Here is a 13,465-nt window from a genome sequence, read left to right on the forward strand (position 1 = left end):
GAGTGATTACATGCTCGGAAATCACTCAAATACATAATTACAGTTAGACTAAAATATTTTTGTAAGTTATGAATAAGTTAAAACTCGAGCTTGTTTCACTATATTACTTATATATAGCTTTTTTATTTACTATATAATTACATGTTTTATTTTATGATTGTCTAACAAAATAAATTACTTGTTTTAAGGTTAAAGAGATTTTTTTATATATAAACGAAAAAAGAACTCAGTAAACTGAGTTCTTATTTATTCAAATATTCTTTAACTATTTGACTTACTATTTTTCCGTCCGCTCTACCATTTGTTTTAGGTCGAACAATAGACATTAATTTGCCCATATCCTTTATGCTATTTGCGCCAATTTCTTCCGCAGACTTTACAACAATTTTTCGAATTTCATCTTCAGTTAACTGCTGAGGAAGGTAATTCAACAAGATTTCTATTTCAGCATTAGTGCTATCAACTAAATCTTGTCTATTTCCATTTTTAAATTCTTCTAAAGAATCTCTTCTTTGTTTAACTTCCTTAGCTAAAACCTCAATGACTTGATCATCATTAAGACTTCCACTGCCATTTTTCTCTATAAGTAAAATTGCAGCCTTTGCCATACTTATAACACTAGCTTTAAATTTATTTCTTTCCTTTAAAGCATTTTTCCAGTCTTGCTGTAATCTATCTTTAAGGGACATAGCTTTACCTTCTTTCAAAAATTCTATTTGAATTTTCTCTTTCTTGCAGCTTCTGATTTTTTCTTTCTTTTAACGCTTGGCTTTTCGTAATGCTCTCTCTTTCTTACTTCTGAAAGAACACCAGCTCTAGCACATTTCTTCTTAAATCTTCTTAAAGCATTTTCTAATGATTCGTTTTCTCCAACTTTAATTTCTGACATTATTATCCCTCCCTCCGCTAGCTCAATTCAAATTTTTAATTTCAAATAGCCATGCGGGACATAAATAGCACATTGTTAATTATACAATACATTTTCATATTCTGTCAACAATTTCATTTTTTTATTTAGCCTGGTGGCCATGCTAAATTTCTACCACCTAAGACATGAAAATGCATGTGTTCAACAGTTTGGCCACCGTTTTTTCCTATGTTATTAACAATTCTAAATCCATCTTCTGCTATTTTCAATTCTTTTGCAATTTTATTAATTACCACAAATATATGAGATATTATGTCAGAATTTTCTTCAGTTATTTCATTAGCACTTACTATATGTTCTTTAGGAATAACAAGAACATGCACTGGAGCTTCTGGATTTATATCATTAAAAACTAGAACTTTATCGTCTTCATAAACTTTTTGACTAGGTATTTCACCTTTAGCTATTTTACAAAAAATACAATCACTCATAATGTTCCGTTTAGATTAACCATATAATGTTAAAATAAACTCTACCCTCCTTAATATAAATTTTATTTATATTAAAATATATAAATAATCAAAATACAAAATTAATTATAATATCTTATTGTGCACTATTCTAGTTTTTTTATTAGAATTTACTATTTTTCTAGCATACCTACCATATTTTCTTTTTCTACTTCTAAAAGTTTAACTTCTAATATTTTACCATCTAACTTTTCTGCACTTTTTACTATAACTTTCATATAATTAGGCGTATATCCTATATAATGATTTTTTTTATTTTTCATTTCTTCTTCGAATAAGACTTTCATACTCTTGCCCTTAAACTTTTCCATAAAATCTTTTTCAAGATTTAAATTTAATTCTATAAGGTTTTCACTTCTTTGTTCTTTGATATTACCATCTACTTGAAGCATCATCTTTGCAGCCTTAGTTCCACTTCTTGGACTATACTTAAATACATGTATTTTAGATAATTTTATATCTTGCAAGAATTTATAAGTCTCTTCAAATTCTTTTTCACTTTCTCCTGGAAAACCAACAATTACATCAGTAGTTATAGAAACATTTTCTATGTACTTTCTTAGATTATTTACAACATGCTTATAATCTTCAGCATTATAATGTCTATTCATTCTTTTTAATGTAGCATTTGATCCACTTTGAAGTGATAAATGAAAATGAGGACAAAGTTTTTCTAAAGAAGTTATTTTTTCAATAACTCCATCTGTAAAAAATGTTGGATCAATGGAACCTATCCTTATTCTTTCTATACCTTCTATTTTATTTATCTCTTCTAAAACTTTAACTAAGGACCAATCATTGTCTAAATCCACACCATATGATGCAATATGAATTCCTGATAAAATAATTTCTTTAAATCCATTTGAAGCCAGTTGTCTTACTTCTTCTAAAATCAAATCTGGATTTTTACTACATACAGCTCCCCTAGCAAAAGGAATTAAACAGTATGAACAAAACTGATTACATCCATCTTGAATTTTTAAAAATGCACGGGTTTTATCCTGATATTCTTCTATTTTTAATTCTTCAAATTTTTTATTTTTTAATACATCATTTACTTCTACAAATTGTTTTTTTTCAGCTCTAGCTCTATTTACATAATAAACAATGTCCCCTTTATTTTTTGTGCCTAAAACTACGTCTACACCTTCTATTTTAGAAATTTCCTCTGAAGCAATTTGAGAATAACAACCAACAACTGCTATTATTGCCTCTGGATTTTTTCTTCTTGCTCGAGAAATCATTTGACGAGATTTTTTATCTCCCATATTAGTAACTGTACATGTATTTATTACATAAACATCTGCTGCTGCTTCAAAAGTTGCAGTTTCATATCCCTCTTTTATAAATTTTTCCGTCATAGCTTCTGACTCATAAACATTAACTCTACACCCTAAAGTAGCAAAAGCAACTTTCATTATAAAACTCCTCCTAAATCAGCTAATTCGTACATTATAAGACTTAAAGCTGTAAATCCTGCTGTTTCTGTTCTTAATATTCTTGGCCCTAATGTAACTATATTAGCACCATTAGCTTTTAATTTTTCAATTTCTTCTTCTTCAAAGCCACCTTCCGGTCCAATTACAATAGCTACATTTTTTATAGAATTTTTATCTAAATTATTTGTAAGCCTTTTTATTCCATATCCCTTTTGATTTTCATAGGGAACTATAATTAAATCCATATCCTCTATCTTTTCTATAAGTTTCTCAAATTCTATTGGTTTATTTATACTTGGAATTAAACTTCTTTTACTTTGTTTGCAGGCTTCCAATGCTATTCTATTCCATCTATCAACTTTTTTAAATTCTGAGTCATTTTTAACAACTACTCTTTCCATTATTACTGGTGTTATAGATGCTATTCCTAATTCTGTATTTTTTTGAACTATTAAGTCCATTTTAGTTGACTTTGGCAACCCTTGAAACAAGTGCACTCTTACATCACTCTCATTATTTAGCTCACACTGTTCAAGTATTTTTGCTGTAACTTCTTTTTTATTAATCTCTTCAATTACAGCCAAATATTCTTTACCTTCACAATTATTTATATTTATTTTATCTCCAATTTTTAATCTTAAAACTTTATATATATGTTTTACATCTTCACCATCTATTTTACATAAATCACAACATATATTTTCTTTATCTACAAAAAACTTATGCATTTTTTCACCACCGTTGATTAACTTTAAATAATATGTTTTTCACTTATATATAAATAATACTTTCATATAATTCCAATGATACAAATAAAAATACAAGGTATAAAAGTATAGTTAAACTTTAAAGAATTATACAGGGAAACAAGCTCCCATTTAAATTTATTGAATAATTTAAAAATGTTTCATATAAAATATAATTTTGAATTTAAAACATTGATCATTATATTTTATTAGTTCAAATATCTAACTTTTAAACTAATAATCTTTAAATTTAACTTATAGCCTTGTAGCACTATTAAATTATCATTGATAATTATCTATATAAAAAATATAATATCTAATTAAGTGTTAAAATGCAACTTATATATTTTTAGCTATTACACAAGCCCATTCTCCATCATTAATAACTTCTACAACTTCAAATCCACATTCTTTCATTTTATTTTGAACTTCTTGTTGTTTATCTAATATTATTCCTGAAGTTATAAAATACCCATTCTTATTTATAAACTTTTTAATACCTTCTGTTAAAAATATTATTACATCTGCTATTATATTAGCTACAATAATATCAGCTTTTCCTTCCACAACTTCCATTAAATCTCCGTGTAAGACTTTTACATTTTCAATATCATTAAATCCAACATTATTTTTTGCTGAATCCACTGCTACTGGATCTAAATCTACTGCTATAACTTCTTTCGCTCCAAGTTTTGCAGCAGCTATAGCAAGTATTCCTGATCCTGTTCCTATATCAAATACTCTGCTATTACTTTCAACATACTTTTCTAAAGATTTTATACACATTCTAGTTGTTTCATGTGTTCCTGTACCAAATGCCATACCAGGATCTAACTCTACAATTAACTCATTATCTTTTGCATTATAATCTTCCCATATTGGCTTTACAACAATTTTATTTCCTATTTTAGTAGGCTTATAATATTTTTTCCAATTATTTTCCCAATCCTCTTCATTTACTTTTACCACATCAACAGTTCCTTCACCTTTATCAAAACCATATTCAGATAATTTTTCTACATTTTCTTTTATGTATTTTATATATTTTTCAAGGTTTTCATCTTGTTTATAATATCCTTTTACTACAGCACCTTTTTTTATGTTTAATATTTTTTCATCAAAATAATCCCAATCACCAGGATTTTTTTCTTAAACTCTACATCTTCAGAATCTATTATAGACACACCTTCAACCTCTGTACCATAAAATATTCCTGTTACTGCTTCTACAGCTTCACAGCTTGTTACAACTGTTATTTCAATCCATTCTTTACTCATAAAACTTTTCCTCCAATATTAATTATATTACATTAAAACCTGTATAAATTAATGTTATTTATATATTATTTAAATTATATTTTTAATTAAATATCTTTATCTATATATACTATCATAAATTTTAACCTTTTTTAAATAAATTAACCCTAAAATCATCCATTATATTTATATCTTCAATATCAATTAACTTATTATCAATTTAATTATTTACTAAAAAGCAAAAAGAAACTTCTTACTTGAAGTTTCTCTTTCAATCTATTTTCCAAACCATTTTCTTTTAGTATGATGTTGTATTCCTTCACTAGATTCTTCACTAGCTTCCATAAACATATTAAGAGCTTCCCTTTGTTTTTCATTTAGCTCTTTTGGAACATCTACTATAACTTTAACATACTGATCTCCACGTCCTGCTGAATTAACTCTTGGAACTCCCTTACCTTTTAATCTAAATGTTGTTCCCGGTTGTGTACCAGCTGGCACAACGTATTTAACATCTCCGTCAACTGTAGGAACTTTTATTTCTGCTCCTAATGCAGCTTGAGCAAAACTTACATGTGTTTCTATATAAATATCAAACCCTTTTCTTACAAATATTTTGTGAGATTGAACCCTAATATTTATATATAAATCTCCTGCTGGACCACCATTTTCCCCAGCTTCGCCTTGCCCTCTTAATGGCATAACATTTCCATTATCTACACCTGCTGGTATATTTATAGTTATGTTTCTTCTTTTAGTTTCTTTACCTGTACCTCTGCAAGTTGAGCAAGGACTATCTATTACTTGACCCTTTCCTCCACAAACATCACAAGTTGAAGATGTAGCTATAACCCCTATTGGTGTCTGTCTTTGTACTCTTACTTGTCCAGTACCATTACATTTAGAGCATGTTTTTGGAGCTGATCCATTACTAGCCCCTGATCCATTACAACTTTCACACTTTTCTTTTCTGCTTATTTTCACTTCTTTTTCTACGCCAAATACAGCTTCTTCAAAAGTAAGATTTATATTGTACTCAAGATCTGCACCTTTTCTCGGTCCATTTCTTCTTGATGAACTTCCACCAAATCCACCAAAACCTCCGAATATATCGCCAAATATGTCTCCAAAGTCGAATCCACCAAATCCGCCTTCAAATCCACCAAATCCTTGACCATTAAAATCAGCTGTTCCAAATTGATCATATCTTTGTCTTTTTTCGCTATCTGAAAGCACTTGGTATGCTTCGTTTAACTCTTTAAACTTTTCTTCTGCCTCTTTATCACCTGGATTCCTGTCTGGGTGATATTTTAATGCAGATTTCTTAAAAGCCCTTTTTATTTCTTCTTCAGTTGCACTTTTATCTACACCTAAAATTTCATAGTAATCTTTATTTGCCATTATATTAATTTCACCACCTATTATACTCTAACCTTTATAATATAAATTATATTACCTATTATTTCAACACTAATATAATAAAATTCCACTTTAACCGCATTAGTATGTAGTGCTTTTTATCAATTTTAAATTATTATATATATATCTATTTTATTAAAACTTAATCAAAGCTGTTACCAATTTAAGTATATTTTATTAAATAAAAATCAAATTAATGTTTATAATTAATACATATTACTCAAATTGAGGGAAGAGCTCTTATGCTCATCCCCCTTTTTTGAGTAGTATTAAGCTAATTTTTTTAATAAATTTTAAAAAAGTTGATAGTTATGGTATTTATAATTAAATACTATTTAATTATTTGACTATACACACTCATAACTATCAACCTTTACTTTTTAATCTTTTAAAATAAATTTGTTAATTAGTCTACTTTAAAATCTGTATCAACTACATTTTCATCTGCATTCCCACTATTTTGTTGTGGTTCAGCTTGAGCTTCTCCTTGTGCTCCTGCTTCTCCTTGATACATTTTAGAAGATACTGCATAGAATGCTTGTGTTAGCTCTTCTGTAGCTTTTTTAATTGCTTCTATATCTTCTCCATCTTTAACAGCTTTTAATGCATCTATTTTAGTAGTTATCTCTGATTTATCTTCTGCTGAAACTTTGTCTCCTAGCTCACCTAATGTTTTTTCTGTTTGATAAACCATTTGGTCAGCATTATTTTTAACCTCTATAGCTTCTTTTCTTTCTTTATCTTGAGCTGCGAATTGTTCTGCTTCATCTACAGCTTTTTTAATTTCATCTTCATTTAAGTTTGTAGATGCTGTTATTGTAATATTAGCTTCTTTTCCTGTTCCTTTATCTTTAGCTGTTACATTTACAATACCATTAGCATCTATATCAAATGTAACTTCTATTTGTGGAATTCCTCTTGGTGCTGGTGCTATTCCTGATAAAGTAAATCTACCTAATGTTTTATTATCTGCAGCCATTTGTCTTTCACCTTGAACAACATGAATTTCAACAGATGTTTGACCATCTTGAGCTGTAGAGAATACTTGGCTCTTCTTAGTTGGTATTGTTGTATTTCTTTCTATTAATGGAGTTGCAACTCCACCTAATGTTTCTATTCCTAATGTTAATGGAGTAACATCTAATAATAGTAATCCTTCAACATCTCCTGTTAATACTCCTGCTTGAATTGCTGCTCCAACTGCAACACATTCATCTGGGTTAACTCCTTTTGATGGTTCTTTTCCTGTAAAGTTTTTAACAGCTTCTTGAACTGCTGGTATTCTTGTAGAACCTCCAACTAAAAGTATTTTGTCTATATCAGTTATTGATAATTTAGCATCTGCAAGTGATTTTTTCATTGGCTCAATTGTTCTTTGAACTAAGTCATGAGTTAATTCATTGAATTTAGCTCTTGTTAAGTTTAGGTCTATATGTTTTGGACCTGTAGCATCTGCTGTTATAAATGGTAAGTTAATATTTGTTTGCATTGAAGATGATAATTCTATTTTAGCTTTTTCTGCAGCTTCTTTTAATCTTTGAAGTGCCATTTTATCATTTCTTAAATCAATACCATTTTCAGCTTTAAAACTTTCAGCTATATAGTTCATTATTTTTTCGTCGAAGTCATCTCCACCTAATTTAGTATCACCTGTTGTTGATAAAACTTCAAATACTCCGTCTCCAAGTTCTAGTATTGATACGTCGAAAGTACCGCCACCTAAGTCATATACAAATATTTTTTGATTTGTATCCATTTTATCTAGACCATATGCAAGTGATGCAGCTGTTGGCTCATTGATTATTCTTTTAACATCTAAACCAGCTATTCTTCCTGCGTCTTTTGTTGCTTGTCTTTCACTATCATTAAAGTATGCTGGAACTGTTATAACTGCTTCAGTTACTTTTTCACCTAGATATGCTTCTGCATCAGCTTTTAATTTTTGAAGTACCATTGCAGATATTTCTTGTGGTGTTAAATCTTTTCCATCTATATTAACTTTATGACCTGTTCCCATATGTCTTTTTATTGATATTATAGTTTTATCTGGATTAGTTATCGCTTGTCTTTTAGCAACCTGACCTACTAATCTTTCTCCATCTTTCATAAAAGATACAACTGATGGTGTAGTTCTAGCTCCCTCAGCATTTGCTATAACAACTGGTTCTCCACCTTCCATAACTGCTACACATGAATTTGTTGTTCCTAAATCAATACCAATTACTTTTCCCATTATAAATTACCTCCTAATTGTTAGTTTGCTACTTTTACCATACTATATCTTAGTACTTTTTCACCTTTTTTGTATCCTTTTAAGAATACTTCTACTATTTGATTTGCTCCAACACTATCATTTTCTTCATGCATTACTGCATTATGATAGTTAGGATCAAATTCTCCATTTGTATCTATTTCTTCAACTTCTAATTTTTCTAAAGAAGTATTAAACTGTTTAACCGTCATTTCGATTCCTTTTCTTAAATCCTCTAAGTTAGAATCACATGATAAAGCACGTTCTAAATTATCTAAGACTTCAAACATTTCCTTTAAAACATCTTCATATGCATTTAAATATACATCTTGCTTTTCTTTTATTGTTCTTTTTCTATAATTATCGTATTCAGCAGAAATTCTTAATTGTCTTTCTTTTAACTCTTCTACTTCTTTCTTTAACTTTTCATTTTCTTCTTTTATTTTTTTTACATCTACTGGTTCAAAAGTAGTTTCTTTTTCTTTTGTATCACATTCACATTGATTTTCTGAACATTCATTTGTTTCATTCGTATGTTCATCTTTAATTTCATCTAGATTTTCATCTATATTATTCTTATTCAACTTTGCACTCCTCCATTCCATAGCTTTTTAAAACTTCTTATATATTTCTTCTATATTAAAGTTAAGCTCATCTACTAATGTATTTAAAATTCCTACTACTTTGCCATACGGAATTCTTGTTGGACCTATAACTCCTATAGTCCCAAGTGGTATCCCATTGTAATTATAAGTAGCTGTTATAATACTACATTGCTTGGTATATTCATTAAAATTTTCTTTTCCTATACTTATCGCTAATCCATTTTCCTTATTTTGATCTAATAAATTCTTGACAAACTCATTATTATTTAAAAAATTCAAAAAATCTCTAGCTTTTTCTATATCATTATATTCTTGATAATTAAATATATTTGTTGAGCCTTTTATATATATTTTACTATTTTCTTCATTTATTAAAGTCCCATATAGTATAGGAATGATAGCATCTAAAATTTCTTCATTTCCTTTTAATTCTCTTTTAATATTTAAAAGAAACTCCAAAGAAATATCTTCAATGTTTATATCTCTTAGTTTTTCATTTAAAATATTATTTAACTTTAAAAGAGCACTGCTATCTATTGATTTTGTAATTTTAATAATATTGTTTCTAATGACACCACTATTAGTTATCATAGTAGCTAAGACATTATTATTATCAACTAAAGACAGTTGAACATGTCTTAATGTACTTTTTCTAAGAGACGGAGCCTTTACTATAGATGTAAGTTTTGTAAGGTCTGATAAAATTTCAGTAGCGTTCATTATAATTCTATCTATTTCACCACAAGCCATATCAATTATAGATTCTTTAATTATAGCTTTTTCTTGTGATGTTAAATTAGATATTTTCATTAAATTATCTACATAAAGTCTATAACCTTTATCAGAGGGCTTTCTTCCTGAAGACGTGTGAAGTTGTTCTAAATATCCCATATCTTCTAAATCTGCCATCTCATTTCTAATAGTTGCAGAACTAATTCCTAAATCATATTTTTTAGCAATAGTTCTAGATCCTACAGGCTCACCACAAGTAATGTAATCATGGATAATAGCTTGTAGTATATAAATTTTTCTATCATCCATTTTCATATTATCACCTCTTTATTAGCACTCATTAACAAGGAGTGCTAATTACTACATTCTTAACATATCATTTTAATATTAATTTGTCAATACCTTTTTTACTTTTCTAATATAAATTCACACATTATACTATTTGACACTTCTATTCCTTTTTCTGTGAGGTATATTTTATTTCCATCATCATTTATCATTTTTAAATCTTTAAATCTATTAATAATTTCCCCATAAATTTCATATATATCCTTAGAAAATTTACGCTGAAACTGCTTTTTGTTAATACCATCTATTTTTCTCAATCCTAAAAACATATATTCTTCAATGTCATCTTCTATTTTATTTTTTTACTTTCTATTATTGCACTTCCATTTTTATTAATTTTTTTAATGTATTTTTCTATATCACTTTCATTATAATATCTTCTTCCATCTACATAAGAATGCGAAGAACTTCCACAACCAATGTAAGGTTTTAATTCCCAATACACTAAATTATGTCTACATTCTTTATTAGGTTTACAGAAATTTGAAATTTCATAATGATTATAACCGTTTTCTTTTAGTATCTCTAAAGTTTTTAAATACATTTCCCTTTCATCTTCTTCACATGGCAGTCTCAATTTATCATCTTCAAATAAACTATAAAATTTAGTATCCTCTTCTATTATTAAACTATAGCAAGACAAATGTTCTGGGTTAAGTTTTATAACTTTTTTCAGTGTATATTCCCAATTTTCAATATCTTGATTGGGAAGTCCAAAAATTAAATCTATATTTATATTTTTATATCCACATTCTCGTGCTAATTTATAACTTTTTTCAAAATCTTCTACCGAATGTATTCTTCCTATACTTTTTAAAAGATTATCTTGATAAGCCTGAAGACCTATACTTAATCTATTAACACCCATACTTTTAAATAATTCTAATTTTTCTTTTGTGAATGTACCCGGATTTCCTTCTACTGTGAACTCAACATCAAGAGCTAAATTTAATTTTTCTATACTTTCTTTTATATATTTTAATCCATCTAAAGATAAATAGGTGGGAGTTCCCCCACCTATAAATACTGTTTTTATAATGTAATCTTTATCTATTTTATCTATTTCCATTCCTAAAGCTTTAGAATACTCTAGCATTTTCCCGTCACATCCACTAAAAGAAGGAAAATCACAATAAAAGCACTTATTTTTACAAAATGGTATATGAATATATAATGATACATCTTTCATTTTGCATTCCTCCTTATAGCTTTTATTAAAATTAATCTATTTTAAGCACTGCCATGAATGCTTCTTGTGGAACTTCTACACTTCCAACTTGTCTCATTCTTTTCTTTCCTTGTTTTTGTTTTTCTAATAGTTTTTTCTTTCTTGATATGTCTCCACCATAACATTTGGCAAGAACATCTTTTCTCATAGCTTTTACAGTTTCTCTTGCTATAATTTTTGAACCTACAGCTGCTTGAATTGGAATTTCAAATAACTGTCTTGGAATAATTTCTTTTAATTTTTCCGCCATATTTCTGCCTCTATGATAAGCTCTTTCTTCTGGAACTATCATTGATAAAGCATCTACAACATCTCCATTTAACATTATATCAAGTTTCACTAGTTTAGTTTCTTTATATCCTTTTAATTCATAGTCAAAAGATGCATATCCTTTAGTTCTTGATTTTAGTGCATCAAAGAAATCATATACTATCTCATTTAAAGGCATATCATAATTTATCATAACCCTTGTTTGATCAAGGTATTGCATATCTATAAATACCCCTCTTTTTTCTTGACATAATTCCATAATAGCTCCTACATAATCTGAAGGTGCTATTATAGACGCTTTCACCATAGGCTCTTCCATATAACTTATTTCTGATACCTCTGGTAAATTTGTAGGATTAGTAATCTCTAAAAGTTCACCATTTGTTTTTGTAACTTTATAAATAACTGATGGAGCCGTTGTAATTATATCTAAATTAAATTCTCTTTCTATTCTTTCTTGAATTATTTCCATATGTAATAATCCTAAGAAACCACATCTAAATCCAAAACCTAATGCAATAGATGTTTCCGGTTCAAACGATAGTGCAGCATCATTTAACTGTAATTTTTCTAAAGCTTCTTTTAATGCTTCATATTTTGAACCATCTGCTGGATATATTCCACTAAACACCATTGGTATTGCTGGCCTATAGCCCTTCATTGGTTCTTTAGTAGGTCTATTTGCTTCTGTTATCGTATCTCCTGCTCTTGCATCTCCTACATTTTTTATAGCAGCACTTAAATACCCAACTTCTCCAGCTCTTAATTCTTTAACTGGCATTGGTGCTGGAGTAAATACTCCAACTTCTGTAACTTCACAAGTTTTATTAGTATTCATTAATTTTATTTTTGTACCTACTTTAACACTTCCATCAAAAACTCTTATATATGTAACAACACCTTTATAACTGTCATAATAAGAATCAAAAATTAATGCTTTCAATGGCGCTTCATCATCACCAGTTGGTGCAGGTATTTTTTCTACAACTGATTCTAATACATCTTCTATATTTAATCCTGTTTTAGCTGATATTAAAGGTGCATCTTGTGCTTCTATACCTATAACATCTTCTATCTCTTGCTTTACTTCTTCTGGCCTTGCACTTGCTAAATCTATTTTATTTATTACCGGATCTATTTCTAAATCATTATCTAATGCTAGATAACAGTTTGCAAGAGTTTGAGCTTGAATACCTTGTGTTGCATCTACTATTAAAATTGCTCCTTCACAAGCTGCTAAACTTCTAGAAACCTCATAATTAAAGTCTACATGTCCTGGAGTATCAATTAGATTTAATATGTATTCTTTTCCATCTGCTTCTCTTTTATATACAAGCCTAGCTGCTTGAGCTTTGATTGTTATTCCTCTTTCTTTTTCTAACTCCATATTATCAAGTACTTGTGATTCCATTTCTCTTTGTGTTAATGTACCTGTTTTCTCTAGTAATCTATCAGCTAATGTAGATTTACCATGGTCTATATGGGCAACTATAGAAAAATTTCTTATATACTTTTGTCTGTCACTTTGCATGAATTTTACCCCCGTTTGTAATGGATATATAAATTTACTTTATATTATCAAATTTTTTACTACATTTAATTTTAAACATACTTTTATAAATAAATTATAATTATTCAGTTTAAATTATACCATACAACTTATTTAACTTGTCAATGCTATGTGTTAAACAACCTTAACTTTAGTTTTTTATAAATTTTATAAATTTTCTTTCCACTATCATTTTATATAATTAATTTATATTTTCTTTTATA

General features: G+C 28.3%; 10 protein-coding genes and 2 pseudogenes. All 12 read right to left on the minus strand.

Annotation, left to right across the window (positions count from 1 at the left end; all coding sequences use genetic code 11):
- Positions 1 to 242 precede the first annotated feature (242 nt).
- Entirely contained in the window at positions 243 to 689 is a 447-nt protein-coding gene (locus CSGHG_RS03040) for a GatB/YqeY domain-containing protein (RefSeq protein ID WP_010292598.1), read from the minus strand.
- 23 nt (positions 690 to 712) lie between these two features.
- Positions 713 to 889, minus strand: coding sequence for a 30S ribosomal protein S21 (rpsU, locus tag CSGHG_RS03045; RefSeq protein WP_010292600.1), 177 nt, complete (start codon positions 887 to 889; stop codon positions 713 to 715).
- A 125-nt stretch (positions 890 to 1,014) separates the two neighbouring features.
- Positions 1,015 to 1,359, minus strand: a complete 345-nt coding sequence (locus CSGHG_RS03050) for a histidine triad nucleotide-binding protein (RefSeq protein ID WP_010292603.1) — start codon at positions 1,357 to 1,359, stop codon at positions 1,015 to 1,017.
- A 152-nt stretch (positions 1,360 to 1,511) separates the two neighbouring features.
- A complete protein-coding gene (gene mtaB, locus CSGHG_RS03055) occupies positions 1,512 to 2,816 on the minus strand; it encodes a tRNA (N(6)-L-threonylcarbamoyladenosine(37)-C(2))-methylthiotransferase MtaB (RefSeq protein ID WP_010292606.1) in 1,305 nt (434 codons plus the stop codon).
- Entirely contained in the window at positions 2,816 to 3,565 is a 750-nt protein-coding gene (locus CSGHG_RS03060; RefSeq protein WP_010292607.1) for a 16S rRNA (uracil(1498)-N(3))-methyltransferase, read from the minus strand. The genes mtaB and CSGHG_RS03060 overlap by 1 nt, the downstream gene beginning before the upstream one ends.
- 357 nt (positions 3,566 to 3,922) lie before the next feature.
- Positions 3,923 to 4,860, minus strand: a pseudogene (prmA, locus tag CSGHG_RS19735) (50S ribosomal protein L11 methyltransferase).
- 255 nt (positions 4,861 to 5,115) lie between these two features.
- Complete coding sequence (gene dnaJ, locus CSGHG_RS03070) at positions 5,116 to 6,240, minus strand: molecular chaperone DnaJ (RefSeq protein ID WP_010292612.1); 1,125 nt, start codon at positions 6,238 to 6,240, stop codon at positions 5,116 to 5,118.
- 424 nt (positions 6,241 to 6,664) lie between these two features.
- Positions 6,665 to 8,491 carry a molecular chaperone DnaK gene (gene dnaK / locus CSGHG_RS03075; RefSeq protein ID WP_010292613.1) on the minus strand — a complete coding sequence of 609 codons (1,827 nt, stop codon included), beginning with the start codon at positions 8,489 to 8,491 and terminating at the stop codon, positions 6,665 to 6,667.
- Between the two features lie 20 nt (positions 8,492 to 8,511).
- On the minus strand, positions 8,512 to 9,114 hold the full coding sequence (grpE, locus tag CSGHG_RS03080) for a nucleotide exchange factor GrpE (protein ID WP_026022202.1): 603 nt from the start codon (positions 9,112 to 9,114) through the stop codon (positions 8,512 to 8,514).
- A 6-nt stretch (positions 9,115 to 9,120) separates the two neighbouring features.
- Positions 9,121 to 10,155 carry a heat-inducible transcriptional repressor HrcA gene (hrcA, locus tag CSGHG_RS03085; RefSeq protein WP_026022203.1) on the minus strand — a complete coding sequence of 345 codons (1,035 nt, stop codon included), beginning with the start codon at positions 10,153 to 10,155 and terminating at the stop codon, positions 9,121 to 9,123.
- 98 nt (positions 10,156 to 10,253) lie between these two features.
- Positions 10,254 to 11,383 (minus strand): annotated as a pseudogene (hemW, locus tag CSGHG_RS19740) (radical SAM family heme chaperone HemW).
- A gap of 31 nt (positions 11,384 to 11,414) precedes the next feature.
- Complete coding sequence (lepA, locus tag CSGHG_RS03095) at positions 11,415 to 13,223, minus strand: translation elongation factor 4 (RefSeq protein ID WP_010292625.1); 1,809 nt, start codon at positions 13,221 to 13,223, stop codon at positions 11,415 to 11,417.
- Positions 13,224 to 13,465 lie beyond the last annotated feature (242 nt).

The organism is Clostridium senegalense JC122 (assembly GCF_000285575.1).
Taxonomy (GTDB): Bacteria; Bacillota; Clostridia; order Clostridiales; family Clostridiaceae; genus Clostridium_J; species Clostridium_J senegalense.

What these genes read in the sequence shown, in the direction of transcription:
- CSGHG_RS03040 (WP_010292598.1), bottom strand. Translation starts at nt 689, where the DNA reads ATGTCCCTTAAAGATAGATTACAGCAAGACTGGAAAAATGCTTTAAAG.
- rpsU (WP_010292600.1), bottom strand. Translation starts at nt 889, where the DNA reads ATGTCAGAAATTAAAGTTGGAGAAAACGAATCATTAGAAAATGCTTTA.
- CSGHG_RS03050 (WP_010292603.1), bottom strand. Translation starts at nt 1,359, where the DNA reads ATGAGTGATTGTATTTTTTGTAAAATAGCTAAAGGTGAAATACCTAGT.
- mtaB (WP_010292606.1), bottom strand. Translation starts at nt 2,816, where the DNA reads ATGAAAGTTGCTTTTGCTACTTTAGGGTGTAGAGTTAATGTTTATGAG.
- CSGHG_RS03060 (WP_010292607.1), bottom strand. Translation starts at nt 3,565, where the DNA reads ATGCATAAGTTTTTTGTAGATAAAGAAAATATATGTTGTGATTTATGT.
- dnaJ (WP_010292612.1), bottom strand. Translation starts at nt 6,240, where the DNA reads ATGGCAAATAAAGATTACTATGAAATTTTAGGTGTAGATAAAAGTGCA.
- dnaK (WP_010292613.1), bottom strand. Translation starts at nt 8,491, where the DNA reads ATGGGAAAAGTAATTGGTATTGATTTAGGAACAACAAATTCATGTGTA.
- grpE (WP_026022202.1), bottom strand. Translation starts at nt 9,114, where the DNA reads ATGGAATGGAGGAGTGCAAAGTTGAATAAGAATAATATAGATGAAAAT.
- hrcA (WP_026022203.1), bottom strand. Translation starts at nt 10,155, where the DNA reads ATGGATGATAGAAAAATTTATATACTACAAGCTATTATCCATGATTAC.
- lepA (WP_010292625.1), bottom strand. Translation starts at nt 13,223, where the DNA reads ATGCAAAGTGACAGACAAAAGTATATAAGAAATTTTTCTATAGTTGCC.